The 25,127-nt window shown below is 70.1% G+C and carries 19 protein-coding genes; 10 read left to right on the forward strand and 9 right to left on the reverse strand.

The annotated features are described in order from the left end of the window. Positions 1 to 36 precede the first annotated feature (36 nt). The 4 genes from crtY to COA07_RS12690 are packed head-to-tail and all read left to right on the forward strand — an operon-like array spanning position 37 to position 4,231. A complete protein-coding gene (crtY, locus tag COA07_RS12675) occupies positions 37 to 1,200 on the forward strand; it encodes a lycopene beta-cyclase CrtY (protein WP_066712314.1) in 1,164 nt (387 codons plus the stop codon). Further along, positions 1,197 to 2,672: a phytoene desaturase gene (locus tag COA07_RS12680; protein WP_066712317.1), complete on the forward strand. Its 1,476-nt coding sequence runs from the start codon at positions 1,197 to 1,199 to the stop codon at positions 2,670 to 2,672. Before crtY ends, COA07_RS12680 begins: the two co-directional genes overlap by 4 nt. A 45-nt stretch (positions 2,673 to 2,717) precedes the next feature. Then, entirely contained in the window at positions 2,718 to 3,299 is a 582-nt protein-coding gene (locus COA07_RS12685) for an LOG family protein (protein ID WP_066712320.1), read from the forward strand. Next, complete coding sequence (locus COA07_RS12690; protein WP_066712321.1) at positions 3,296 to 4,231, forward strand: phytoene/squalene synthase family protein; 936 nt, start codon at positions 3,296 to 3,298, stop codon at positions 4,229 to 4,231. Before COA07_RS12685 ends, COA07_RS12690 begins: the two co-directional genes overlap by 4 nt. Before the next feature lie 10 nt (positions 4,232 to 4,241). Here the strand turns inward: COA07_RS12690 and COA07_RS12695 are convergent, their stop codons facing one another. Beyond that, positions 4,242 to 5,417, reverse strand: coding sequence for a phospholipase D-like domain-containing protein (locus tag COA07_RS12695; RefSeq protein WP_096641136.1), 1,176 nt, complete (start codon positions 5,415 to 5,417; stop codon positions 4,242 to 4,244). 119 nt (positions 5,418 to 5,536) lie between these two features. Between COA07_RS12695 and rpoZ the strand changes: the two genes are divergently transcribed. Next, positions 5,537 to 5,881 carry a DNA-directed RNA polymerase subunit omega gene (gene rpoZ, locus COA07_RS12700; protein ID WP_066713432.1) on the forward strand — a complete coding sequence of 115 codons (345 nt, stop codon included), beginning with the start codon at positions 5,537 to 5,539 and terminating at the stop codon, positions 5,879 to 5,881. 352 nt (positions 5,882 to 6,233) lie between these two features. Here rpoZ and COA07_RS12705 read toward each other — a convergent pair whose 3' ends face one another. The 3 genes from COA07_RS12705 to pheS all read right to left on the reverse strand — a co-directional run bounded on the left by COA07_RS12705 (position 6,234) and on the right by pheS (position 10,729). Beyond that, on the reverse strand, positions 6,234 to 7,133 hold the full coding sequence (locus COA07_RS12705) for an aldose 1-epimerase family protein (RefSeq protein WP_066713434.1): 900 nt from the start codon (positions 7,131 to 7,133) through the stop codon (positions 6,234 to 6,236). Beyond that, complete coding sequence (pheT, locus tag COA07_RS12710; protein ID WP_096641138.1) at positions 7,126 to 9,504, reverse strand: phenylalanine--tRNA ligase subunit beta; 2,379 nt, start codon at positions 9,502 to 9,504, stop codon at positions 7,126 to 7,128. Before pheT ends, COA07_RS12705 begins: the two co-directional genes overlap by 8 nt. Positions 9,505 to 9,619: 115 nt before the next feature. Further along, a complete protein-coding gene (gene pheS / locus COA07_RS12715) occupies positions 9,620 to 10,729 on the reverse strand; it encodes a phenylalanine--tRNA ligase subunit alpha (protein WP_066709619.1) in 1,110 nt (369 codons plus the stop codon). A gap of 197 nt (positions 10,730 to 10,926) precedes the next feature. On the opposite strand from pheS, the gene COA07_RS12720 reads away from it, so the two are divergent. After that, entirely contained in the window at positions 10,927 to 12,453 is a 1,527-nt protein-coding gene (locus tag COA07_RS12720) for a peptide chain release factor 3 (RefSeq protein ID WP_066709625.1), read from the forward strand. A 69-nt stretch (positions 12,454 to 12,522) separates the two neighbouring features. On the opposite strand, the gene COA07_RS12725 is transcribed toward COA07_RS12720, so the two are convergent. Together COA07_RS12725 and COA07_RS12730 are read right to left on the reverse strand one after the other, a co-directional pair. After that, complete coding sequence (locus tag COA07_RS12725) at positions 12,523 to 13,770, reverse strand: spinster family MFS transporter (protein WP_066709623.1); 1,248 nt, start codon at positions 13,768 to 13,770, stop codon at positions 12,523 to 12,525. Between the two features lie 109 nt (positions 13,771 to 13,879). Next, on the reverse strand, positions 13,880 to 16,126 hold the full coding sequence (locus tag COA07_RS12730; protein WP_066709617.1) for a TonB-dependent receptor: 2,247 nt from the start codon (positions 16,124 to 16,126) through the stop codon (positions 13,880 to 13,882). Positions 16,127 to 16,258: 132 nt separating this feature from the next. Between COA07_RS12730 and COA07_RS12735 the strand changes: the two genes are divergently transcribed. Then, positions 16,259 to 16,885, forward strand: a complete 627-nt coding sequence (locus COA07_RS12735) for a TetR/AcrR family transcriptional regulator (RefSeq protein WP_066709605.1) — start codon at positions 16,259 to 16,261, stop codon at positions 16,883 to 16,885. Between the two features lie 228 nt (positions 16,886 to 17,113). On the opposite strand, the gene COA07_RS12740 is transcribed toward COA07_RS12735, so the two are convergent. Beyond that, entirely contained in the window at positions 17,114 to 17,728 is a 615-nt protein-coding gene (locus tag COA07_RS12740; protein WP_066709602.1) for a class I SAM-dependent methyltransferase, read from the reverse strand. Between the two features lie 168 nt (positions 17,729 to 17,896). On the opposite strand from COA07_RS12740, the gene COA07_RS12745 reads away from it, so the two are divergent. After that, complete coding sequence (locus tag COA07_RS12745; protein ID WP_066709599.1) at positions 17,897 to 19,213, forward strand: MFS transporter; 1,317 nt, start codon at positions 17,897 to 17,899, stop codon at positions 19,211 to 19,213. Positions 19,214 to 19,231: 18 nt separating this feature from the next. Here the strand turns inward: COA07_RS12745 and COA07_RS12750 are convergent, their stop codons facing one another. Then, on the reverse strand, positions 19,232 to 21,526 hold the full coding sequence (locus tag COA07_RS12750; protein WP_066709596.1) for a CDC48 family AAA ATPase: 2,295 nt from the start codon (positions 21,524 to 21,526) through the stop codon (positions 19,232 to 19,234). A 326-nt stretch (positions 21,527 to 21,852) separates the two neighbouring features. Here COA07_RS12750 and COA07_RS12755 point away from each other — a divergent pair, with 326 nt between their 5' ends. Continuing rightward, complete coding sequence (locus COA07_RS12755; RefSeq protein WP_066709594.1) at positions 21,853 to 22,737, forward strand: LysR substrate-binding domain-containing protein; 885 nt, start codon at positions 21,853 to 21,855, stop codon at positions 22,735 to 22,737. 408 nt (positions 22,738 to 23,145) lie between these two features. On the opposite strand, the gene COA07_RS12760 is transcribed toward COA07_RS12755, so the two are convergent. After that, on the reverse strand, positions 23,146 to 23,604 hold the full coding sequence (locus tag COA07_RS12760) for a peptidylprolyl isomerase (RefSeq protein WP_066489421.1): 459 nt from the start codon (positions 23,602 to 23,604) through the stop codon (positions 23,146 to 23,148). A gap of 110 nt (positions 23,605 to 23,714) precedes the next feature. Here COA07_RS12760 and mgtE point away from each other — a divergent pair, with 110 nt between their 5' ends. Continuing rightward, entirely contained in the window at positions 23,715 to 25,121 is a 1,407-nt protein-coding gene (gene mgtE / locus COA07_RS12765; protein WP_066712156.1) for a magnesium transporter, read from the forward strand. Positions 25,122 to 25,127: the final 6 nt, after the last annotated feature.

The following is a 25,127-nucleotide window of genomic DNA, read 5'->3' on the forward strand; positions in this document are numbered from 1 at the left end:
TTCCGCCGGGTCGCGCAATCGGGTAGCGCAGGGCGGATGGCGACGATCAACAAATGCGATCTGGCGATCGTCGGCGGCGGCCTGTCGGGGGCGCTGATCGCGCTGGCGGTGGCGGCGCGGCACCCGCAGTGCGACGTCCGCCTGATCGAGGGCGGCGACACGATCGGCGGGCGCCACGTCTGGTCGTTCTTCGGCGCCGACGTGGGGGAGGCGGAACGCGCGCTGCTGGCGCCGGTCGTCGGCCATGCCTGGCCGTCCTACGACGTGCGCTTTCCCGCGCATGCGCGCACGCTGACGCAATCCTATTATTCGGTGCGGTCCGACCGGCTCGACGCGCATGTCCGCGCCACCCTGCCGCGCCGCGCGATCATGACCGGGCGGCAGGTCGTGGCGTGCAGCGCGACCGCGGTGATCCTGGGGGAGGGCGACCGGCTGAATGCTGCGGCGGTGATCGACGCGCGCGGCCCCGCCGACCTGTCGCTGCTCGATTGCGGCTGGCAGAAATTCGTCGGCCACGAACTGGCGGTCGCGGGCGGGCACGGCGTCGAACGCCCGCTGGTGATGGACGCGACGGTCGCGCAGGACGACGGCTATCGCTTCGTCTACCTGCTGCCGTTCAGCGCCGACACGCTGCTGGTGGAGGACACCTATTACAGCGACACGCCCACGCTCGACCGCGCGCTGTTGACGCGGCGCATCGCCGATTATGCCGCGGCGCGCGGCTGGCGGGCGGGCGAACCGCTCCATCGGGAACAAGGCGTGCTCCCGGTCGTCATGGGGGGGGATTTCGCGCGATACTGGCGGTCGGGGGGGGTGAAGGTGGCGAAGGCGGGGGCGCGTGCGGGGCTGTTCCACCCGACCACCGGCTATTCCCTGCCCGATGCCGCGCGGCTCGCCACCCTGATCGCCGCGCAGCGCGACCTGTCGGGCGCGGCGCTCCATGATGTGACCCACGATCACGCGGCGCGCGCCTGGGCCGCGCGGCGCTTTTACCGGATGCTCGACCTCATGCTCTTCAAGGCCGCCGACCCCGACCAGCGCTATCGCGTGCTGGAACGCTTCTACCGCCTGTCGCCGCCGCTGGTGGCGCGCTTCTACGCCGCGCGATCGACCGCGTTCGACAAATTGCGCGTGCTCAGCGGCCGCCCGCCGGTGCCGATCGGGCGTGCGATCACCGCGCTCGCGGGGGCCGCGGCATGACCCGCGCGGTGGTGGTGGGCGCCGGCTTCGGCGGGCTGGCGCTGGCGATCCGGCTGCAGTCGGCGGGGGTCGAGACGACGATCCTCGAATCGCGCGACAAGCCGGGCGGGCGCGCCTATTACTGGGAACGCGACGGCTTCGTGTTCGACGGCGGCCCCACCGTCATCACCGACCCGGCCTGTCTGGAGGAATTGTGGGCGCTGTCGGGCAACCGCATGGCCGACGACGTGGTGATCGAACCGGTCCAACCGTTCTATCGCCTGCACTGGCCGGACGGATCGACGTTCGACTATACCAACGACGACACGCTGCTCCATGCCGAGATCGCGAAGCTCAACCCGGCCGACAATGCCGGCTATGCGAAGTTCCTCGAATATTCCGCCGGCGTCTACCGCGAGGGGTATGAGAAGCTCGGGCACGTCGCCTTCCTCGACTTCGCCTCGATGATAAAGGCCGCGCCCGCGCTGATGAAATATCAGGCATGGCGCTCGGTCTATGCGATGGTGTCGACGTTCGTGCAGGACGAACGGCTGCGCCAGGCGCTGTCGTTCCACACCCTGCTGGTCGGCGGCAATCCGATGACCACCAGCGCGATCTACGCGCTGATCCACAAGCTGGAGCGCGACGGCGGCGTGTGGTTCGCGCGCGGCGGCACCAACCGGCTGGTCGCGGGCATGGTCGCGCTGTTCGAGCGGCTGGGCGGCACGCTGCGCCTCGCCGATCCGGTCGCCCGGATCGAGACGCTGGGCGACCGCGTCACCGCGGTGGAGACGGCCGGCGGCTTCCGGGCGGAGGTCGACATGCTCGCCGCCAATGCCGACATCATGCACGTCTATCGCGATCTGCTGCCCGGTTCGGGCGCGGCGCGGCGCACCGCCGCCCGGCTGGAGCGCAAGCGGTTCTCGCCGTCGCTGTTCGTCGTCCATTTCGGTATCAAGGGGACGTGGCCGGGCATCCCGCACCATATGATCCTGTTCGGCCCGCGCTATAAGGGGCTGCTCGACGACATCTACGAACACGGGATGCTGAGCGAGGATTTCTCGCTCTACCTCCACCACCCGACCGTCACCGATCCGTCGCTCGCGCCGGAAGGGCATTCGACCTTCTACGCGCTCGCCCCGGTGCCGCACATGGGCAAGTACGCCGGCGACTGGGAAACGGTGCGCCCGATCCTGGAAAAGCGCATCCTGGACGAGGTAGGGCGCCGGCTGATCCCCGACATCCACGACCGCATCGTCACGAAGTTCAGCTACGCGCCCAGCGACTTCGCGCAGGATCTCAACGCGCACCTCGGCAGCGCCTTCTCGCTGGAGCCGATCCTGACGCAGAGCGCCTATTTCCGCGTCCACAACCGCGACGATTCGATCCACAACCTGTTCTTCACCGGCGCGGGCACGCATCCCGGCGCGGGCATCCCCGGCGTGGTCGGCAGCGCGAAGGCGACCGCGGCGCTGATGCTGGAGCGGGGGTAAGGCCGCCCCCTTCCCCTTTGCCCCCCGACGCAGTAGCGCGGCGCGATGAAGCGCCTCGCCATCTATTGCGGCTCCGCCACGCCCGCCGATCCCTTCTACCTCGATCTGGCGCGACAGGTCGGCGACACGCTGGCGCGGCGCGGCGTCGGCGTCGTCTATGGCGGCGGGCGGCTGGGGCTGATGGGCGCGATCGCCGATTCGGCGCTGGCCGCGGGGGGCGAGGTGATCGGCGTCATCCCGCAGGCGCTGGTCGATGCGGAGGTCGCGCACCGCGGCCTCACCGAACTCCACGTCGTCACCGGCATGCACCAGCGCAAGCAGGCGTTCACCGATCTGGCCGACGGCTTCGTCACGCTGCCGGGCGGTACCGGCACGATGGATGAGCTGTGGGAGGCGCTCAGCTGGGCGCAGCTGGGCTATCACGCCGATCCGGTCGGGCTGCTCAACGCGCGCGGCTACTATGACGATATCGTCGCCTTCTGGCACAAGATGGGCGACGTCGGCTTCCTGCGCGCGCAGCATCGCGACCTGCTGATCGTCGCCGACACGCTCGACGCGCTGCTCGACCGGATGGCGGCGCATGTCCCGACCCAGCCGATCGTGCGCATGGCGGCGTCCGACCTGTGATCGCGGAGCGCGCGGCGCTGGTGGAGGCGGCGCGCGTGTCGATCGCGCGCGGCTCCAAGAGCTTCGCCGCCGCCTCGACGCTGTTCGCCCCCGACGTGCGCGAGCGCGCATGGCTGCTCTACGCCTGGTGCCGCGCGTGCGACGATCTGGTCGACGGGCAGGACCATGGCGGCGAACGGGTCGCGGTCACCGATGCGCAGGCGCGCGTCGCGCGGGTCCGGGCATTGAGCGTCGCGGCGCTCGCCGGTCAGCCGACCGGCGATCCGGCGTTCGATGCGCTGGGCGTCGTCGCCGCCGAAACGCGGCTGCCGCCGGCCTATGTCCACGACCTGATCGACGGGTTCCAGCTCGACGCCGACGACTGGCGCCCGGAGAGCGAGGACGACCTCTACCGCTATTGCTACCATGTCGCGGGCGCGGTCGGGTGCATGATGGCGATCGTCATGGGTGTGCCCCCGGAGGATGACGCGACGCTCGACCGCGCGTGCGACCTGGGGCTGGCGTTCCAGCTGGCGAACATCGCCCGCGACCTGGACGAGGATGCGCGCGCCGGCCGCTGCTATTTGCCGCAGGCGTGGCTGGCGCAGGCGGGGGTGGCGGCCGATGCGGTGATGGCACCCGCCAACCGCGACGCGCTGGTCGCGATGGCGCGGCGGCTGGCGGACCGCGCCGCGCTGCATGAGGACAGCGCACGCGTCGGCACGCGCGCGCTGTCGTGGCGCTCGGCCTGGGCGGTGCTGGCGGCGGCGGGCATCTACGGGGACATCGCGCGCACCGTCGCGCGTCGCGGGGCGCACGCCTGGGACCGGCGCGTCACCACCGGAAAGGCCGCCAAGCTCGCCTGGATCGCGCGCGCCGCGGCGCAGGCCACCCGCCGCCACGCCATCCCCGCCACGCCCCGCGATCCCTTGTTGTGGACCCGCCCGCGCTGAGCGGCGTGCCTCATTCCTCCGCGTCGATCCCCCAGTTCAGCCCGCGCGAGATCGCCGGGTCGGCCACCGCGGTCAGCAGATAGGCGACGAACTGCTTGGCGCGCTGCCACCATCCCGTCGCCGCCTTATATGCCTCGGCTGTCACCTCGTTCGACCGCGCGATCTCCGCGTCGACATAGCTGCGGACATGGTCGGCGAACGCGCGATCCCCGATCCGCAGCATCAGCTCCAGGTTGATGAACAGGCTGCGCATGTCGAAGTTGGCGCTGCCCACCCACACCGCATCGTCGACGACGTACAGCTTGGTGTGCAGCTTGGTCGGCGCATATTCGAAGACCCGCACCCCGCGCTTCAGCAGCCCGGCATAGGTGAAGCGCGCCGCCGCGATCGTGACGTTGTTGTCGGACATCGCGGCGGTGACCACGCGCACCGTTGCCGCGCGCTTGCCCGCGCGGTCCAGCCGCCGCAGCATCGTGGGGGAGGGGGTGAAATAGCCCGCGATCACGTCGATCCGCGTCGCGCGCTTCATGTCGTCGCGGATCGCGCGCGCCCATGGCGACAGCCGCCGCGTCGGCCCGCCGATCGTCCAGCGCAGCGCGCCGCGCGTCTCGCTCCACCGCGCCAGCGCCCTGTTCAACCGGCGGATGCGCCCGCCGTGGCGGATGCCGTCCTCCAGCGCATCGAAATAGCCCGCGATCCGCGCCGCCGCCGCGCCCTCCACCAGCAATCCCAGGTCGCGCCACGCGCGATCGGCGGGGGTGCCGAAATAATCGTCCTCGATATTGAACCCGCCGATGATGATCCGCGCCGCGCCCGGCTCCTCGGCATCGGCCAGCGCCAGTTTCTGGTGGTTGCGCAGCAGGTACCGGCGCCCCGGCCGCGGCGCGAAGCGGCACACGCTCACCCCGGCGGCCTCGACGGGTGCGAAGAACGCCTCGTCCGCCGCGCTGCCGAATCCGTCGACGATCAGCGCCACCGTCACCCCGCGCCGCGCCGCCGCCGCCAGCGCGGCATTGACGCGCCGCCCCGATTCGTCGTCGGCATAGATGTAGTAGAGGATGCGCAGCGACCGCCGCGCGCCGTCGATCAGCGCCAGCAGCGCGTCGAGCCGCCGCGGCCCGGTATCGAGCAGCGTCAGCCGGTTGCCGTCGACCGCGAAGGTCGGCTGGGCGGTGGCATCCTCCATCGCGCCGGGGCATGGCGGGTGCGCGCGCGCACCGCAAGCGCGGGCTTTCCTTGACGGATGGCGGGCAAGTCTCTAGATGCCCGACCCTTCCCTTAGCTTACCTTCAAGAGGATACGCGGATGGCGCGCGTCACTGTCGAGGATTGCGTCGACAAGATCCCGAACCGTTTCGATCTGGTCCTGCTGGCCGCGCAGCGCGCGCGGCAGGTGTCGGGCGGTGCGGAACTGACGATCGACCGCGATCGTGACAAGAACCCGGTCGTCGCGCTGCGCGAGATCGCCGAGGAGACGGTCAAGCCGCGCGACCTTCAGGAAGCCGTGGTGCAAAGCCTGCAGCGCGTGCAGATCGACGATGAGGAAGAGGCCGACGAAATCGGCAGCCTGGCCGCCTCGGCCGAGGCGCTGCGCCTCACCGCCGTCGCCCCGCCGCGCAACCAGAACGTCGGCGCCGACTACGACGGCTGATCCGCGCCCGCGATACGGCTGAACAGGCCCGCGATTCGGCAGACGAGTCGCGGGCCTTTTCGTGTCGCGGTCCCAAACCCGGAACGTCATCCCAGCGAAAGCTGGGATCTCCCGCGGCCAGCACGCCCCCTCGCCAAAGGCCCCAGCCTGCGCTGGGGCGACGCTCGTGGCCCGGCCTCCGTGGCCCTCTTCGTCATGCCGGACTTGTTCCGGCATCCACCGTGCCGCGATATCAGGCGCCTGCCTTTGTGCGGAAACGTGGATGCCGGAACAGGTCCGGCATGACGGCGTGGGTTTCGCAAAGGTCCCGCCTCCGCCGGGGTGACGGCATCCCCCCACCCCTCGGTCCAGCTCACCCCTCGCTCAGCGTCACCGTCATCCCGATCCGCTTGTCCGCCCCCGGCGCCACCGCGAACACGCCCGGCTTGTCGCGGAACTCGCCCTCATACCCCTCCGGGTCGGCGATCCCGTGCCACGGCTCGACACAGACATAGGCCGCGCCCGGCTTGGTCCAGATGCCCAGCATCGGCGTGTCGGGGAACGCGATGTCCAGCTGCGGCCCGTCCGCCGCGCCATAGCGCACCGCCCGCGACGCGACCGGCGCCCACACCAGCGCGTCATGCGCGAACAGCGCGTCCTTCAGATGCAGCACGCGCCCGTCGAGCGGCGATTCGACCGCATGCGCCGCGATGGTCCCGTCCGCCGCGATCGTCTTCAGCCGCCCCGGCTCGTCCGCGGCGAAGGTGATGCGATGGTCGCCGCGCGCGCGGCCATAGGGCAGCGGCCAGGCGAAGGCGGGGTGGAACCCGAAACTGGCGTACAGCGTCGCGTCCGCCGCCGGGTTGGCGATCGTCACCTCCACCGCCAGCGTCGCGCCGCGCACCTCGAACGCCACCTCCAGCCGGAACGCGAACGGATAGATCGCGCGCGTCGCCGCGTCGTCCTCCAGCGCGAACACCGCGCGCGTCGCGCCCGCTTCCACCACCGCGAAGTCGCGGTGCCGCGCGAAGCCGTGCTGCTTCATCGGATAGGCGCGCCCGTCGATGCGGATCGTCTCGCCGCTCGGCCGCCCGACCACCGGGAACAGGATCGGCGCGCGCCCGGTCCAGAAGCGCGGATCGGCATCGGTCATCAATTCGCGCCCGTCCGCGTCGGTCAGCGACGACAGCTCCGCGCCATGCGGGTTGATCGCCGCCGACAGCGTCCCGTTGCCGATGCGGATCCAGTCCCCCTCAGTCCCCCGCTCAGCCACGCAGCTGCGCCCCCAGCTTGGCGGCGGCGGCGATCACCTTGTCCGCGATTCCCTTCAGATCGGCGTCGGTGAAGCTCTTGTCGCCCGGTTGCAGCACCGTCTCGACCGCGACCGAGGCATGGCCGTCGGGCACGCCCGCGCCGGTGAACACGTCGAACACCCGCGCGCGTACGATCGCGGCCTTGTCCGCGCCCTTCACCGCGCGGGTCAGCGCCTCGGCGGTGACCGCGGCGGGGACCAGGAAGGCGAAGTCGCGGCGCACCGGCTGCAACGCCGGCGGGGTATAGGCCGCGCGCATGAACCCGCCCGCGCCGCGCTTCGCCGGGATCGCGTCGAGGTACAGTTCCACCGCCGCGACCGGCCCGGACAGGTCGAACGCCTTGAGCACCGCCGGGTGGACGGCGCCGAACGCCGCCAGCACCGTCTTCGGCCCCAGCCGCAGCGTCCCCGACCGGCCGGGGTGGAACGCCGCGCCCGCCTCGCCCATCACCTGGAGATTGTCGACCGGCGCGCCCGACGCGGCCAGCAGCGCCAGCGCCTCGGCCTTGGCGTCATAGGCGTCGAACGGCGCGGCCTTGCCCTCGCGCCAGCCGCGCGGGCGGCGGTCGCCCGCCAGCACGATGCCCAGCGTCGCCCGCTCGCGCGGGGCGCCGCCCTCGTCCAGGTACCGGCGGCCCAGCTCGAACAGCCGCACGCCCTCCGCCCCCTGCCGCAGGTTGCGCTCGGCCGCGGCCAGCACGCCGATCAGCAGCGACGGGCGCATCACCTTCAACTCCTCGCTGATCGGATTGGCGACGCGCCACGCGCCCCCGCCGAACAGTGCGGCATGCTTTTCGGGGACGAAGCTCCACGTCACCGCCTCGTCCAGCCCGCGCGCGGCGGCGGCGCGGCGGATGCGGCGCTCCAGCTTCTGTTCGGGCGTCGCGGTCGGGCGCGCCACCCCGGCGACGCGCGGCAGCGGCACCGACGGCACCTTGTCCAGCCCCTCGATGCGGATCACTTCCTCGACCAGGTCGGCCGGACCGTCGATGTCGCGGCGCCACGTCGGCGGCGTCACCTGCCAGTCGCCGGATACGGCAAAGCCCAGCGATTCGAGGATTTCGCGCTGCCGTTCCGCCGCGATCGACAGCCCGCCCAGCGTCTCGGCGCGCGCCGGATCATAGGCATAGCGGCGCGTGCCCAGCGGCGCCGCGCCCGCGCGCGTCACGCCGCTGGCGGTGCCGCCGCAATATTCCAGCACCAGGAACGTCGCGATCGCCAGCCCGTCGTCCAGGAACGCCGGGTCCACCCCGCGTTCGAACCGCTGGCGCGCGTCGCTGGTCAGCTGCAGCTTCTGCCCCGTCCGCGCGATCGCATCGGGATCGAAATACGCGCATTCGATGATGACGTCGGTGGTCGCGTCCGACACGCCCGAATGCGCGCCGCCCATGATCCCGCCGATATCGTGCACCGCCACGTCGTCGGCGATCACCGTCATCCCCGCCGCCAGCGTATAGGTCCGGCCGTTCAGCGCCTCGACCGTCTCGCCTTCCCGTGCCGCGCGCGCCACCAGCCCGCCCGACAGCGTCGCCCTGTCATAGACGTGCAGCGGCCGACCCAGATCGGCGGTCAGGTAATTGGTGATGTCGACCAATGCGCTGATCGGCTTCTGCCCGATCGCACGCAGCCGTTTGGCCATCCATTCCGGCGCGGCGCCGTTGGTCAGCCCCGACACCCCCTGCGCGTAGAACGCCGGGCAGCCCGCCGCATCCTCGATCCGCACGTCCGGCCCGGCGCCGCTCCCCGCCACCACGGGCACGGTCAGCGGCACCAGCGTCCCCAGCCCCGCCGCCGCCAGATCGCGCGCGATCCCGCGCACGCCCATGCAATCCTGGCGGTTGGGCGTCACCGACACGTCGATGACGGGATCGTTCAGCCCGGCATAATCGGCGAAGGCGGCGCCGACCGGCGCGTCCTCGGGCAGTTCGATGATCCCGTCGTGATCCTCGCCCAGTTCCAGCTCGCGCGTGGAACACATCATCCCGTTCGATTCGACCCCGCGGATCGCCGCGACCTTCAGGACCATGCCGTTGGCGGGCACCGCCGCCCCCGGCCTGCCGAACACGCCGACCAGCCCGGCGCGCGCATTGGGCGCACCGCACACCACCTGCAGCGGGCCGTCCCCGGCATCGACCGACAGCACCTGCAGCTTGTCGGCCTGCGGGTGGCGCTCCGCGGTCAGCACGCGCGCCACGGTGAAGCCGTCCAGCTTCGCGGCGGGATTCTCCACCCCCTCCACCTCCAGCCCGACGCGCGTCAGCGCATCGAGGATCGCGTCCAGCGGCGCATCGGTGTCGAGATGGTCCTTGAGCCAGGAAAGCGTGAATTTCATGTTCTTCTTCTTCCGTCGCCCCAGCGCAGGCTGGGGCCTTTTCGGGGCGGGCGGATCGTTCCCCCGCGGGAGATCCCGGCCTTCGCCGGGATGACGTGGTAGCTAGGCCGCCATCTCAGGCCGCCGTCCCCACGCCGCCCGACAGCGTCGGCACGTCCAGCGCGGCAAAGCCGTAATGCTTCAGCCAGCGCACGTCCGCCTCGAACACCGGGCGCAAATCGTCGATGCCGTATTTCAGCATCGCCAGCCGGTCGATCCCGCATCCGAACGCGAAGCCCTGCCATTCGGCCGGGTCCAGCCCGCAGGCGGCGATGACGCGCGGATGCACCATCCCGCTGCCCAGCACCTCCATCCAGCCTTCGTCGCCGCCGATCACGCGCTTGCCCTTCTCGATCGAAAAGCCGACGTCGACCTCGGCGGACGGCTCGGTGAACGGAAAATAGCTCGGGCGCAGCCGCAGCACGACGTCGTCGCGCTCGAAGAACGCGCGCAGGAACGTCTCCAGCGTCCATTTCAGGTGCGCCAGCGTGATCCCCTTGTCGATCACCAGCCCTTCGACCTGGTGGAACATCGGGGTGTGCGTGGCGTCCCAGTCGGAACGATAGACGCGCCCCGGCGCGATGATGCGGATCGGCGCGCCCGCACCGGCATGACGCCTGGCCACCTCCACCATCGTGCGGATCTGCACCGGCGAGGTATGCGTGCGCAGCACCATCGGCGCGTCGGCCGAATCCTCGGGCTGCGCGATATAAAACGTATCCTGCATCGCGCGCGCGGGATGCGTCTCGGGGATGTTGAGCGCGCCGAAATTGTGCCAGTCGTCCTCGATCTCCGGCCCGGTCGCCACCGCGAAGCCCAGGTCGGCGAAGATTTCCGCCAGCTCGTCCATCACCTGGCTGACGGGGTGGACGGTCCCCGGCGCGGGCACATCGACCGGCAGCGTCATGTCCAGCGCCTCGCCCGCCAGCTGCGCGTCGAGCGAGATCTGCTCCAGCACCGCCTTGCGCGCCGCGATGGCGTTCGTCACCGCCTCGCGCAGGCCGTGGATCGCGGGGCCGTTGGCCTGCCGCTCCTCGGGCGACATCGCGCCCATCGTCTTGAGCAGCTGGGTCACGCGTCCCTGCTTGCCCAGCGCCTCCACGCGCACCGCCTCCAGCGCGTCGAGCGCGGCCGACGCCTCGATCGCGGTCAGCAGATGGGTCTTCAGCTCGTCGATATCGGTCATTCGCCTATCCGTTGCTTGCCGGTCGCGCGCGATCGGCCCGCCCCGCCGTAGCGGTTGGGCAAGCCCCGGATCAACCGTGACGATCACCGCGCTCCCCTGTGCATGCCGTGCAACCCCTGCTATCGACGCCGCGCGCGTGGCCTTGCGCGCTCCCGTTTCCCGCGGCCCCGCGCCGCGCCTGTTCCCCGGACGTGTTCATGACCTCCCCCCGCCGCACCTTCGCGATCATTTCCCACCCCGACGCGGGCAAGACGACGCTGACCGAAAAGCTGCTGTATTTCGGCGGCGCGATCCATCTGGCGGGCGAGGTGAAGGCGCGGGGCCAGAACCGCCGCGCGCGGTCGGACTGGATGAAGATCGAACAGCAGCGCGGCATTTCGGTCACGTCCAGCGTGATGACGTTCGAACATGACGGCATCACCTTCAACCTGCTCGACACGCCGGGGCACGAGGATTTCAGCGAGGATACCTATCGCACGCTGACCGCGGTCGATTCGGCGATCATGGTGATCGACGCGGCCAAGGGGATCGAGCCGCAGACGCGCAAGCTGTTCGAGGTGTGCCGGCTGCGCTCCGTCCCGATCATCACCTTCGTCAACAAGGTCGATCGCGAAGGCCGCCCGGTGTTCGAGCTGCTGGACGAGATCGCCGACATGCTGGCGCTCGACGTCTGCCCGATGACCTGGCCGGTCGGCATGGGCGGCACGTTCCAGGGCATCCTGAACCTGGCGACGCGGCAGATCACCCGGCCGGAGGGCGACAGCCGTACCTTCCAGGGGAAGGTGGAGGCCGATCCCGCGCTGCCCGACGACGTGGCTGAGGAGATCGAACTGGCGCAGGCCGGCTATGCCGCCTTCGACGCGGCGGCCTATCGTCACGGCGATCTGACGCCGGTCTATTTCGGGTCGGCGCTCAAGGATTTCGGCCCCGCCGACCTCATCGCCGCGCTCGCCGATTTCGCGCCCCCGCCGCGCCCGCAGCCGGCGGAACCCGCGCCGGTGTCCCCGGACGAGAAGGAAGTGACCGGCTTCGTCTTCAAGGTGCAGGCCAACATGGACCCGCAGCACCGCGACCGGATCGCCTTCATGCGGCTGTGTTCGGGCATTTTCCGGCGCGGCATGAAACTGACCCCGACCGGCCACGGCAAGCCGATCGCGGTCCATTCGCCGATCCTGTTCTTCGCGCAGAACCGCGAGGTCGCCGACGAGGCGTTCCCCGGCGACATCATCGGCATCCCCAACCACGGCACCTTGCGGGTCGGCGACACGCTGTCGGAAAAGGCCGACGTGCGCTTCACCGGCCTGCCCAATTTCGCGCCGGAAATCCTGCGCCGCGTCGCGCTGAAGGACCCCACCAAGACCAAGCAGCTGCGCAAGGCGCTGGACGACATGGCGGAGGAAGGGGTGACGCAGGTCTTCTACCCCGAAATCGGCTCCAACTGGGTGATCGGCGTCGTCGGGCAGCTCCAGCTCGACGTGCTGCTGTCGCGGCTGGAGGCGGAGTACAAGGTCGCCGCCGCGCTGGAACCCGCGCCGTTCGACACCGCGCGCTGGGTGTCGGCGGACAATCCCGCCGACCTCAAGGATTTCACCGACGTCAACCGCGCGGCGATGGCCAGGGACCGCGACGGCAACCCGGTGTTCCTGGCCAAGAGCGCGTGGGAAGTCGGCTACATCCAGGATCGCTATCCCAAGGTCCGCTTCGCCGCGACCCGCGAACGCTGAGGATGACCGTTCGCCCTGAGGAGCCGTCGAGCCTGTCGAAACGGCGTCTCGAAGGGCAGGGCTGCCCCGTCACGCCACCCAGTCGCGCGCCAGCCGCCGGCTCGCCAGCGCCATCAGCGCGCCGGCGATCAGGTACAGGCACAGCCCCGCCGCGATCGCATAGCGCAGCGACTGGTCGCCATAGGCCGGCACCAGCGCATCCGACAGCCGCCCGATCACCCAGCTGCCCAGCCCCAGCCCGATCAGGTTGTTGATGAGCAGGAAGCTGGCCGATGCGGTCGCGCGCAGGTGCGCGGGCACCAGATGCTGCACCGCGGTCAGCACCGGGCCGAGCCACACGTACACCAGCGCCTGCGGCACCACGAACAGCGCGAAGGCGGCGATGGCGCTGCCCGACAGCACGCCCGCGATGAACAACGGCGTGCCCGCGACATAGCAGAGCGCGGGCAGCAGCGCGTACCAGCGCCGGTCGCGCGCGCCCAGCCGGTCGCCCAGCGTACCGCCCAGCAGGATCCCCGCCACCCCGCCGCTCAGCAGCAGCGCGCCGATGAACTGCCCGGTCCCCACCAGGGTCAGCCCGAAGCTCCTCATCATCAGGCTGGGCAGCCAGAAGGCGACGCCATAGCCGCACATCGACCCCGCCGCCGCGCCGAACGCCAGCAGCCAGAAGGCCGGCTTGCCCGCCAGGATCGCGAAGACCCGCCCGATCGGCTCGCGGTCCGCGGCCGGTGCGGCGCGCGGCGGATCGCGCACCAGCCAGCGGAACGCCGGGGCGATTCCCAGCCCCGCGATGCCCACCGCGAAGAAGGCGGTGCGCCATTCCACCGCTGCGGCGATATAGCCGCCCAGCAGCACGCCCGCGGCGGCGCCCAGCGGGATGCCCAGCGAGTAGATCGCTAGCGCCCGTGCGCGCCATTCGGGGCGGAACGTGTCGGCGATCAACGCATAGGACGGCGCCACCCCGCCCGCCTCGCCCACGCCCACGCCCAGCCGGAACAGGAACATCTGCGTGAAGCTGCCCGCCGCGCCGCACAGCGCGGTGAACCCGCTCCACACCGCCAGGCTGACGGTGATGACCCAGGTGCGGCTGGTGCGATCGGCCAGCAGCGCCAGCGGGATCGCCAGCGTGGAATACAGGATCGCGAACGCCAGCCCGCCCAGCATCCCCAGCTGCGCATCGGTCAGGCCCAGGTCGGCCTTCACCGGCTGCGCCAGGATCGACAGGATCTGCCGGTCGAGGAAGTTGAAGCTGTAGACCAGCAGCAGCATCGCCAGCGTCACGCCGGGGCGGGTGGGGGTTCGGGCGGTTGCCACCATCGACGTCATCCCAGCGAAGGCCGGGATCTCCCCCCGGCCGGACGCCGCGCGATCCGCAGGGAGACCCCGGCCTGCGCCGGGGTGACGAAGGTGGCAGGGGGTGTCACGATCAGAACCGCACCTCGAACGTCGCGGTCGCGGTGCGCGGCGGGCCGTAATAGCCGATGATCGAATTGCCGAACACCGCGCCCGGGAAATTGTATCCGCCGACACGGTACCTTTGGTCGGCGATGTTCCTGAGGTTCATCGCGACGCGATAATGCCCGTCGCCCGAAATCCAGTTGGCCGATGCGTTGACCAGCGCATAGCCGTCCTGGTCCAGCGCCGGGGTCGGGATCTCGAACAAAGTATAGTCGCTGCGCAGCGTCACTTCCGGCGTGATCGAGATCGTGCCGCCCGCCAGATCGGCGGAGGCGGTGAACGATGCCGCGGCGGTGAAGCGCGGCGTGTTCTGGAACACGCGCTGGCCCGCGACGTCCACCGGGGTCGTCCCGCCGTTGATGAAGGTCAGGAATTCCAGATACTTGGCATGGGTGTACCCGAACGACGCCTGCGCCGAGAACCAGCGCGACGGCACCGCCCGCGCCTCGATCTCGACGCCGTAGATATCCGCCTTGCCGGCATTGTCGACGAAGCTGGCGATGCCGCCGGCCACGTTCGGCACCTGGATCGTCACCTGCTGGTCGGTGTAGCGCGAATAATAGCCCGCCAGGTTCAGGAACAGCGTGCGGTCCAGGAACGCGCCCTTCATCCCCAGTTCGTAGCTGCTGATCTTCTCCGGATCGTATCCGTTGACCGTGGTGGGGGTGAACACCGCGTCGCCGCGCATGTCGAACCCGCCCGATTTGAACCCCTTGCCCCATGAGGCATAGAGGTTGAGGTCGCGGCGCGGCTCGTAGCTGATCGAGATGCGCGGCGTGACCTGGTCGAAGCTGCGGTCGTTGGTGTAATCGGTGCGGATCAGCCCGGGCACCGCGGCGGCATTGCCGAACCGCGGCGAACGGATGCCGGTGTAGTTGCGGCGGAAGACGGTGCCGGTCTTGTCGTCCTTGGTATAGCGCAGCCCGGCCGACACCTTCAGCTGGTCGGTCACGTCGACGCTGAAGTCCCCGAACGCGGCATAGCTCTTCGTCTTGACCGACCCCGACGTCAGCGTGGTGGCGTTGAGCAGCCCGACGACCGTGTCGAACGCCCCCGACGCGCGCGCGTCGAGGTAATAGAGGCCGAACACGCCCTGCACTCTGCTGCCCTGGTACAGCAGCTGCAGTTCCTGCGTGAACTGCCAGTCCTCGTAATAGGCGGGTACGTCCAGCGTCGGCAGCGCGGTGTTGTCGAAGTCGATCACCGTGTTCGTCTTGCCGTCGCGATACGCGCTGATCGTCTTGAACGTCAGCGTGTCGGACAGGCCGAATTCGCCGGTCAGCGACAGGCCCTGCGCCAGCACGCGGTTGCTGTCGCCGATCCCGGCGCGCGTGTCGTACACGCTGGCCGTCGGCGCGTAGCGCGGATCGCCGCCGTTGCCGACCAGCCGGGTGCCGTGGCGCGGGTTGGACTTGTCGAGCGTGCGGTCGCCCGCCAGCCGGACGAAGATCGCGTCGGTGGGCGCCCATTCCGCGGACACGCGCGCGGCGATGACGTCCTTGTCATACTGGTCCGCGCCGGTGGTCAGGTTGGTGCCGAACCCGTCGCGCTTGTACCGCGCCACCGCCGCGCCGATCGACAGCGTGTCGGTGATCGGCAGCGCGATCTGCCCGACCAGGTCGAACTGGTTGTACGAACCGTACGACCCGCGCACCATGCCCGACACGTCGTGGCCCAGCCGCTTGGTGACGTATTTGATCGCCCCGCCGATCGTGTTGCGGCCGTACAGGGTGCCCTGCGGCCCGCGCAGCACCTCCACCCGCTCCACGTCGAAGATGTCGAGCACCGCGCCCTGCGGCCGCGCGACATAGACGTCGTCGATGTACAGGCCCACGCCCGGCTCGAATCCCCACAACGGGTCCTGCTGGCCCACGCCGCGGCTGAACGCGATCAGCGTGGAGTTGGAGCCGCGCGCGATCTGCAGCGTCAGGTTCGGCGTCTTGTCCTGCAAGGCGGTGATATCCACCGCGCCCTGCTTCTCCAGCAGGTCGCCCGACACCACCGACATCGCGATCGGCACGTCGATCACGCTTTCCTCGCGGCGGCGCGCGGTGACGACGATGTTCTCGCCCGTCTCCTCGCTGGCGGCGGTGGCGGTTTGCGGCGTGGGTGCGGTCTCGGCGGTCGGCGGCGTGCCTTGCGCGGCGGCGGGTATCGCGGCCAGCGCGCTGCCCAGCAGCAGGATCGATCGAACGGTCGTCGTGGTGCGGCGCATCGCCTTCCTCCCCTTTGTTGGCCGATCCCTCTGGCGGGTTGTCGGCGCGTCGATCGCGCTATACTGAAACTTGAACCGGCTTTCAACTTTCATGATGCGATCGTGAAGGACGCCGGATCGGGAGGGGTGCGGATGGTCGATCAACGGGCCGCGACGGACGCGGATAGCGGCGACAAGGTGCCGCGGACCGAGCGCGGGCGGCGGACGCAGCGCGCGATCCTCGATGCGGCGGCGGCGGAATTCGGCGAACGCGGCTTCCACGACGCCTCGATCAGCGGGATTACCCGCCGCGCGGGCGTGGCGCTGGGCAGTTTCTATACCTGGTTCGACAGCAAGGACGCGGTGTTCCGCGCGTTGGTGGCGGACATGTCGAACCGCGTGCGCGATCATGTCGCCCCCGCGATCGGCGCCGCGCCGGACCAGATCGCGGCGGAGCGCGCCGGGCTGCTCGGCTTTCTGGAATTCGCGCGCGCACACAAGGAAATCTACCGGATCATCGACGAATCCGAATTCGTCGACCCCGACAGCTTCCGCCGCCACTATGCCACCACCGCCGACCGCATCGCCGCCCGCCTGCGCCGCGCCGCCGACCGCGGCGAGGTGATCGCCGATGCGGGCGAGGTGCACGCCTGGGCGATCATGGGGATGAACGTGTTCCTGGGGCTGCGCTACGGCATCTGGTCCGCCGAGGAAGACCCCGCCGCGATCGCCGACACGATCGCCGCGATGCTGGCACGCGGCCTCGCGCGCCACGACTGAGCCGCGACCGCGTGCCGGAGCCGAGGCGGACGCGGGCAAACCCGGTCAGTTCGTCACTAACTTAGGTTCCGGCCTGCGCCGGAACACCGTGGCCATCGGGGAAGCCTCCGCACCGCCACGACCACTACCGTGCTCCGGCGAAGACCGGAGCCTAGCGCGACGCACGCAACCGCGGCCACCCCGTCGCACCTGCACCCCCGCCGCGCACCCGGCGTGGCAAGCCGACCGTCAGTCCTTCCAGCCCCAGTACAGCTGCGCCGGCGGCACGTTCCACCATTCCATGTCGTGGTCGATCCGCTCGAAATGCGGCGCGATGAAGTCGCGGACCTTCGGGCTGAACTGATAGACCAGGAATGCCCCCCCGGTGCGCAGCACGCGCTGCGTCGCCGCGGCGATCTGCGGCCCAACGCCGTCGGGCAGGGTGGAGAAGGGCAGGCCCGACAACACGTAATCGGCGGCTTCATGCCCGTGTTCGGCGACGATCCGCTCGACGTCTGCGGCCGACCCGTGCACCGCCACGAAGCGCGGATCGGTGATCGTATGGTCCAGGTAGCGGATAAAGTCCGGGTTGGTGTCGATCGCGATCAGCATCGCGTCGGGCGCCATCTTCTCCAGGATCGGGCGGCAGAAGGTGCCGACGCCCGGGCCGTATTCGACGAACAGCTTGGTGTTCGCCCAGTCGACCGGACCCAGCATCTTGGCGATCAGCCGGTCGGACGACGGGATGATCGAACCGACCATCACCGGGTGCTTCAGGAAGCCCGAAAAGAACATCTGCCACGGACTGGGCACGCCGGCGGCGTTGCGGCGGCTGCGCCGGATGGCGTTGGTCGAACTAGCCATGTCGAAAGATCGGACTCCTGAACCCTGATCGGTGACGTTTGGACGACACCTTCATGACGAACGCGCTGCAAGCGACCCGGTTGCCATAGCGGGGTTGCGCGCGGCTCCCAAGCGCCTAATCGGGGTGGCGATACGACGAACGGGACAGATGGAGGGAGGGGAAGGCCGATGCGGCGCCAGGTCGAATCCACCTTCGGGCTGATGTTCCTCGTCATGCTGACGATCGCGGCGGGCAATACCGCGCTGCAATCGGTGCTCCCTGCGCTGGGGCGCTCGCTGGGCGTCAAGGATTCGGCGGTGGCGGCGGCCTTTTCGGTGTCGGCGCTGCTGTGGGTGCTCGCCGCGCCCTTTTGGGCCAACCGGTCGGACCGGCACGGGCGGCGGCTGATGATCCTGCTCGGGCTGGGCGGGTTCTGCGTCAGCCTGCTGTTGTGCGGCTTGTTCCTGGCGGCGGGGATCAACGGCTGGATCGGCGGGACCACCGCCTTCCTGCTCTTCATCGCCGGTCGGCTGATCTACGGCACCTTCGGGTCCGCCGCGCCGCCCGCGGTGCAGGCGCTGGTCGCGGGCAATACCACGCGTGAGGAGCGGACGCGCGCGCTGACGCTGCTGGCGTCCGCGTTCGGGCTGGGGACGATCCTGGGGCCGGCGATCGCGCCGTACCTGCTGCTGGGGCATGTCGGCACGGTGGAGGTCGGGCTGGCCGGCCCCGCCTTCGTCTTCGCCGCCTTCGGCCTCGTCATCTTCCTGACGGTGCGGCGGATCCTGCCCGACGATCGCGGGCTGACGGCGGAGGCGCATGGCGCGGCCAGCGGCTATCCGTCGATCGGCGGCCAGTCGTCGGGCGCGAGCGTCCAGGCCGCAATCGCGCCGCCGGGAACGCGCGTCGGCTATCTCGATCCGCGCATCCGCACCTGGATGGCCGCCGGGCTGGTGATGGGCCATGCGCAGGCGATGACCGGCCAGGCGATCGGCTTCCTGGTGATCGACCGGCTGGGCCTGCCGCCGCGCATGGCGCTGGAATCGACCGGCATCGTGCTGATGATGGGCGCGGGCGCGGCGCTGCTGGCGCAATGGGGGCTGATCCCGCTGCTGAACCTGAAACCGCGCGCGCTGGTGCTGGTCGGGCTGGTGCTGGCGGCGGCGGGCACCGCGCTGACCGGGATCGCGCCGTCGCTGTACGGCATCGCCACCGCCTATGCGCTCGCCAGCCTGGGGTTCGGCTTCACCCGCCCCGGCTTTACCGCCGGGTCCAGCCTGGCGGTCGGGCCGGAGGCGCAGGGGTCGGTCGCGGGCAAGGTGACCAGCATCAACGGCGCCAGCTTCGTCCTCGGCCCGTCGATCGGCGTCGGGCTGTACGAATGGTGGCACCCGCTGCCGTATCTGGCGGCGGGGCTGGCGTGCCTGTTGCTGTTCGTCTGGTGCTGGGCCGCGCTGCGCGACGCGGCCCCCGCGGTCGCCGCCTACGACGATCCGGTGGTATAGTCGGCGGCGCCGTAGCGGTCAGTCGCTCCCCTTCGGACCGCGCGGCGACAGCTGCCCCGGCGCGATGAACCCGATCGGCTGGATCGCGTTCGCCTCCTGCTTCAGCCGCGCGGCCATCTGCTCGTATTCGCGCTCCACCTCGGGCGTCACGCTGGCGCGGCTCTCGGCCAGCGCGCGCTCGAAATGCTCGTGCCGCACCGCGCGCGTCTCCAGCGATTCGCGCAGCGCGATCAGCCCGGCGCGCCGCACCACATCCTCCAGGTCCGCGCCGGTGAACCGCTCCGCCCGCGCGGCGATCGCGTCGAGGTCGACGTCGTCGGCCAGCGGCATCTTCTGCGTCTGGATCGACAGGATGCGCCGCCGCCCCTCCGCGCTCGGCACGCCGACATAGATCAGCTCGTCGAACCGCCCGGGGCGCAGCAGCGCCGGGTCGACCAGATTGGGCCGGTTGGTCGCGCCGATCACGACGACCGACTGCAATTCCTCCAGCCCGTCCATCTCCGCCAGGATGGTGTTGACCACCCGCTCGGTCACCTGCGGCTCGCCCAGCCCGCCGCCGCGTGCGGGCACCAGCGAATCGAGCTCGTCGATGAAGATCACCGTCGGCGCCACCTGCCGTGCGCGCGCGAACAACCGGCTGATCTGCTGCTCGCTTTCGCCATACCATTTGGACAACAGGTCGCTCGACTTGGTGGCGATGAAATTGGCCTGCGCCTCGCGCGCCACCGCCTTTGCCAGCAGCGTCTTGCCCGTGCCCGGCGGCCCGTACAGCAGGAAGCCCTTGGCCGGGCGGATACCCAGCCGGCGGAACGCATCGGGGTCCTTCAGCGGCAGTTCGACGCCTTCCTTCAGCCGCATCTGCGCATCGTCCAGCCCGCCGACGTCGCTCCACTGCGTCGTCGGCGCCTGCACCATCACCTCGCGCATCGCGCTGGGCTGGACGCGCTTGAGCGCCTCCATGAAATCCTCGCGCGTGACCGCCAGCGTCTCCAGCACCTCTGCCGGGATCGTGCGGTCCTCCAGGTTCAGCCGCGGCATCATCCGCCGCACCGTCTCGATCGCCGCCTCGCGCGTCAGCGCCGACAGGTCCGCGCCCACGAAGCCGAAGGTCGTGCGCGCCAGTTCGTCCAGGTCCACCCGGTCGCCCAGCGGCATGCCGCGCGTGTGGATGCCCAGGATCTCGCGCCGCCCGCGCTCGTCGGGCACGCCGACCACGATCTCGCGGTCGAACCGGCCCGGCCGGCGCAGCGCCTCGTCGATCGCCTCCGGCCGGTTGGTCGCGGCGATCACCACCAGGTTCGCGCGCGCCTCCAGCCCGTCCATCAGCGTCAGCAGCTGCGCGACCAGCCGCTTCTCGGCCTCGCCCGATACCTGCCCGCGCTTGGGCGCGATCGAATCGATCTCGTCGATGAACACGATCGACGGCGCGGCCTTGGTCGCTTCCTCGAACACCTGCCGCAGCCGCTGCTCGCTCTCGCCATAGGCCGATCCCATGATCTCCGGCCCGTTGATGAGGAAGAATTGCGCGTCCGATTCGTTCGCCACCGCGCGCGCCAGCCGCGTCTTGCCGGTGCCGGGCGGGCCGTGCAGCAACACGCCCTTGGGCGGCTCCACGCCCAGCCGCTCGAACAATTCGGGGTAGCGCAGCGGCAGTTCCACCATCTCGCGCAGCTGGTCGATCGTCGTCGCCATCCCGCCGATGTCGTCATAGGTGACGTCGGCGCGCCGCGCGGCATCCGGTTCCTCATATTCGGGGCGCAGCTCGACGTCGGTATGCTCGTCGATATGGACGACGCCCTTGGGGCTGGCCGACACCACCGTCAGGCGGATTTCCTGCAGGGCATAGGCGGGCGCGTTGACGAACCGCTCCATCCCCGGCGGCATGTTCTGCACGCGCTGGTGCCCGGCGGTCGCCACCACGTCGCCCGCGCACAGCGGCCGGCCGAAGAAGGTGCGCTTCAGCGCGTTGGTCGATCCCTGCAACCGCAGGTTCTGCTGCGCGGGGGCGAAGACGACGCGCGTCGCCGCCTTGCTCTCCACGCGCCGCACCTCGACGAAATCGCCCGAGCCGACCCCGGCGTTGGCGCGCTGCAACCCGTCGATGCGCAGCAGCTCCAGCCCCTCGTCCTCGGCATAGGGGCCGACCGCGCGCGCCGGCGTCGTCTTCTTGCCGACGATCTCCACGACATCGCCGTCGCCCACGCCCAGCGCCGCCATCACCGACCGCGGCAGGTGCGCGATCCCGCGCCCGCTGTCCTCGGGCCGGGCATTGGCGACCTGCAGCCTGATCGTGCGTTCGTCGGCGTCGGCCATGGGGTTCCTTTCGTGCGCAGGGCCCCGGCGGCCCGGGGGAAAGATCGAGCGCAGGAGATAGGCGCCGGGTTCCCGATTGCGAGGGCGCGGCGCGCGGTTGGCCACACCGCGAAACGAAAAAAGGGCCAGCCCCGAAGGGCCGGCCCATGAAAGTTTTATAGGAGAGGATGCCTGAAAGGCCCGCCCTATGTGCAGCGCAGCATCGGCATGTGCAAATGCGAAAATCGTTGCGCACGATTGCATAAAGTGCAATCAGATCGTCATCGCGCCGGCATGATAACGTTTCGCTTGCATGATGCGGCGCACAAAACGCAGGTTGATGATCGATGCGCCGCCTCCCGCCCCTCACCGCGATCGAGGCCTTCGTGGCGGTGGCGCGGCTTGGCTCGATCAAGGCCGCGGCGCAGGAACTGGCGCTCTCTCCGCCCGCGCTCAGCCGCCGGATCCAGACGCTCGAACGCTTCCTGGCGCGCCCGTTGTTCGATCGCCGGCACCAGGCGATGGTGCCCAATGCCGATGGCGACCGGCTGCTGTCCGCGATCGCCCCGGCGCTCGACGGGCTGTCGGACGCGATCGAATCGATGACCAGCGGGACGGAGGTGCTGCGCCTCCGGCTCGGCGTGCTGCCGCTCTACGCCTCGCAGCGGCTGTTCCCGCGGCTCGGCGACCTGCGCGCCGCGCACCCCGAACTGCATCTGGATATCGACACCGGCAGCAATGCGATCGCGCGGCTGGGGGAGGGGCTGGACGCGGTGATCGTGCTGGCGCGCGATATCGACCCCACGCTCCATGCCGAACGGCTCGACCGCAACATGGTCTATCCGATCGCGGCGCGACGGCTGGTGGAGGGGCCGGACCCGCTGGTCGCCCCCGAACAGCTGGCGCGCCATACCGTTCTGCTCCACCGCGAGATGATCGACACGTTCGTCGCCTGGCGCCACGCCGCCGGGCTGACCGCGATCGAGCCGGCGGCGATCGACTATTTCGATTCGGGCGCGCTGATGCTGGAGGCCGCGGCGCAGGGGCTGGGCGTGGCGTTCATGCACGAAAGCCATTTCCACGACGCCAACGATTCGCGGCTGGTGACGCTGTTCGATTTCCAGGTGACCAGCCCGTACAGCTACTGGTTCGCCTGCCGCCCGCGCGCGCTGCAGACCAAGCCGGTGCGGCTGTTCCGCGACTGGCTGATCCGCACCCTGCGCGAGGATTGAGGGGGCGTTTCCCCGCTCCTGACCGTCATGCCGGACTTGTTCCGGCATCCATGTTTCCACGAACGCACCAGCCGCTGCTCTTGCGGCGCCATGGACCCCGGAACGAGGCTCTCCTTAGCGAAGCCGAAGGGTCCGGGGTGAAGGGTCGAGAGCGGCGCGGGGAGCGCGTTCCGCGAAGCGTCCCGCCACACCTGTCCTACACGCGCCAACATCGCGCAGCCTGCCCGGCAGGATGACGCACTGCCCCCGCCCGGATCGCGCCACGCCCGCGCCCCGCTCACGCGCCGCCAATGCGCCACCGACGCGCGCGAAACACGTCCGGGGCCTCAACATTCGCAACATTCGGGCCACCGGCGGGGCACGGATCGCGATCCCGCCCCGCCGGTGCGCCTCACTGCGCTATCCGCCTTACTGGGCCTTCATCGTGACGATCTTGCCCGGGTTCGCGGGCGGCTCGCCCTTGGGCAGCGCGTCGATCAGCTCCATGCCCTCGGTCACTTCGCCCCACACGGTATACTGGCCGTCCAGGAAGCGCGCGTCGTCGAAGCAGATGAAGAACTGCGAATTGGCGCTGTTAGGGTCCATCGTGCGCGCCATCGAGCAGACGCCGCGCACATGCGGTTCCTTGTTGAATTCCTGCTTCAGGTTGGGCTTGGACGAACCGCCGGTGCCGTTGTGGTTCCCGCCGTCGCCGCCCTGCGCCATGAAGCCGGGGATGACGCGGTGGAACGGCACGCCGTCATAGAAGCCCTCGTTCGCCAGCTCGGCGATCCGCTGGACGTGGTTGGGCGCCAGGTCGGGGCGCAGCTTGATCGTGACGTCGCCGCCGTCCAGCGTCATCGTCAGCGTCGAATAGGTATCGGCCATGGGGAATCCTTCCGTTTGCTTGGGCGCGCACGTAGTGATGCCGGGCGCGGCTGGCAAATGCGCAACCGCCGCGCTAGGGGCGGCGCCGTTAACGTTCCGGGAGGCGGACCATGAACGACACCGATCTTCCCGATACGCTGGACCCGGCCGACGACACCCGGCTGGACGAGGATGACCGGCTGAAGCCCGAATTCGTCACCGCGGTGCTCGACGCTGTCGAGGACGGCGATGCCGAGGCCGCGCGCGCGCTGGTGGAGCCGCTCCATCCCGCCGACATCGCCGACCTGTTCGAACTGACGCCCGAGGACCGCCGCAAGGATCTGGCCGCCGCGATCGCCGACCTCGTCGATGCCGACGTGTTCGCGGAGATGAACGATTACGTCCGCGAGGATCTGATCGACGCGCTCGACGCGCGGCAGGTCGCGGACATCGCCAGCGAACTCGATACCGACGACGCGGTCGCGATCATCGAGGACATGGAGCCGGAGGACCAGCGCGAGGTCCTGCGCGCGATGGAGCCGGACGATCGCGCCGCGATCGAGGAGGCGCTGTCCTATCCCGAGGAATCCGCCGGGCGCCTGATGCAGCGCGATCTGGTCGCGGTGCCCGAACATTGGACGGTCGGCGACGTCCTCGACTATCTGCGCGGCGACGAGGAACTGACGACCGATTTCTGGGAGATCTTCGTCGTCGATCCCGGGCATCGCCCGATCGGCACCTGCGCGCTGTCGTGGATCCTGCGAACGCCCCGCAGCATCCCGGTCGGCGACGTGATGAAGCGCGAACAGACGCTGATCCCGGTCGACATGGACCAGGAAGAGGTCGCGCTGCGCTTTCAGAAATATGCGCTGATCTCCGCCGCGGTCACCGATGCCGCGGGGCGGCTGGTCGGCATGATCACCGTCGACGACATCGTCCACATCATCCAGGAGGAAGCGGGCGAGGATACGCTGCGCCTCGCCGGTGCGGGCGACGGCGACATCAACGAACCGATCGCGGTGACGGTGCGCACGCGCGTCGCCTGGCTGATCGTCAATCTGGGCGCGACGATCCTGTCCGCCTCGGTGGTCGGGTTGTTCCAGGGCGAGATAGCGCGCTTCGCGCTGCTCGCCGCGCTGATGCCGATCGTCTCGGCGCTGGGCGGCAATGCGGGCACGCAGACGCTGGCGGTGATGGTCCGCGCGCTGGCGACGAATCAGCTGACCAGTTCGAACACGCTGCGGATGCTGCTGCGGGAGTTCCGCGTCGCGATCTGCAACGGCATCGCGCTCGCCGCGGTGGGGGCGACGGGCAGCTACGTGCTGCTCGGTCATGGCGGGCTGTCGGTGGTGTTCGCGCTGGCGATGATGATCAACAGCGTCGTCGCCGGGCTGGTCGGGGTGATCGTGCCGGTCGCGCTGGACAAGGCGAACGTCGATCCGGCGGTGTCCTCGGCGGTGTTCGTCACGACGATCACCGACGTCATGGGCTTCCTGTCGTTCCTCGGGCTGGCGACCTTGTGGGGGCTGGGGGGCTGACCCACA

Origin of the sequence: Sphingomonas adhaesiva (assembly GCF_002374855.1) — a bacterium.
GTDB lineage: Bacteria > Pseudomonadota > Alphaproteobacteria > Sphingomonadales > Sphingomonadaceae > Sphingomonas > Sphingomonas adhaesiva.

Bases quoted from the DNA above. Each gene is read 5' to 3' on its own strand.
- COA07_RS12735 (WP_066709605.1), top strand. From the start codon at position 16,259: ATGGTCGATCAACGGGCCGCGACGGACGCGGATAGCGGCGACAAGGTG.
- COA07_RS12725 (WP_066709623.1), bottom strand. From the start codon at position 13,770: ATGGTGGCAACCGCCCGAACCCCCACCCGCCCCGGCGTGACGCTGGCG.
- COA07_RS12695 (WP_096641136.1), bottom strand. From the start codon at position 5,417: ATGGAGGATGCCACCGCCCAGCCGACCTTCGCGGTCGACGGCAACCGG.
- COA07_RS12685 (WP_066712320.1), top strand. From the start codon at position 2,718: ATGAAGCGCCTCGCCATCTATTGCGGCTCCGCCACGCCCGCCGATCCC.
- COA07_RS12760 (WP_066489421.1), bottom strand. From the start codon at position 23,604: ATGGCCGATACCTATTCGACGCTGACGATGACGCTGGACGGCGGCGAC.
- COA07_RS12740 (WP_066709602.1), bottom strand. From the start codon at position 17,728: ATGGCTAGTTCGACCAACGCCATCCGGCGCAGCCGCCGCAACGCCGCC.
- crtY (WP_066712314.1), top strand. From the start codon at position 37: ATGGCGACGATCAACAAATGCGATCTGGCGATCGTCGGCGGCGGCCTG.
- COA07_RS12730 (WP_066709617.1), bottom strand. From the start codon at position 16,126: ATGCGCCGCACCACGACGACCGTTCGATCGATCCTGCTGCTGGGCAGC.
- mgtE (WP_066712156.1), top strand. From the start codon at position 23,715: ATGAACGACACCGATCTTCCCGATACGCTGGACCCGGCCGACGACACC.
- COA07_RS12755 (WP_066709594.1), top strand. From the start codon at position 21,853: ATGCGCCGCCTCCCGCCCCTCACCGCGATCGAGGCCTTCGTGGCGGTG.
- COA07_RS12745 (WP_066709599.1), top strand. From the start codon at position 17,897: ATGCGGCGCCAGGTCGAATCCACCTTCGGGCTGATGTTCCTCGTCATG.
- COA07_RS12750 (WP_066709596.1), bottom strand. From the start codon at position 21,526: ATGGCCGACGCCGACGAACGCACGATCAGGCTGCAGGTCGCCAATGCC.
- COA07_RS12680 (WP_066712317.1), top strand. From the start codon at position 1,197: ATGACCCGCGCGGTGGTGGTGGGCGCCGGCTTCGGCGGGCTGGCGCTG.
- COA07_RS12720 (WP_066709625.1), top strand. From the start codon at position 10,927: ATGACCTCCCCCCGCCGCACCTTCGCGATCATTTCCCACCCCGACGCG.
- rpoZ (WP_066713432.1), top strand. From the start codon at position 5,537: ATGGCGCGCGTCACTGTCGAGGATTGCGTCGACAAGATCCCGAACCGT.
- pheT (WP_096641138.1), bottom strand. From the start codon at position 9,504: ATGAAATTCACGCTTTCCTGGCTCAAGGACCATCTCGACACCGATGCG.
- pheS (WP_066709619.1), bottom strand. From the start codon at position 10,729: ATGACCGATATCGACGAGCTGAAGACCCATCTGCTGACCGCGATCGAG.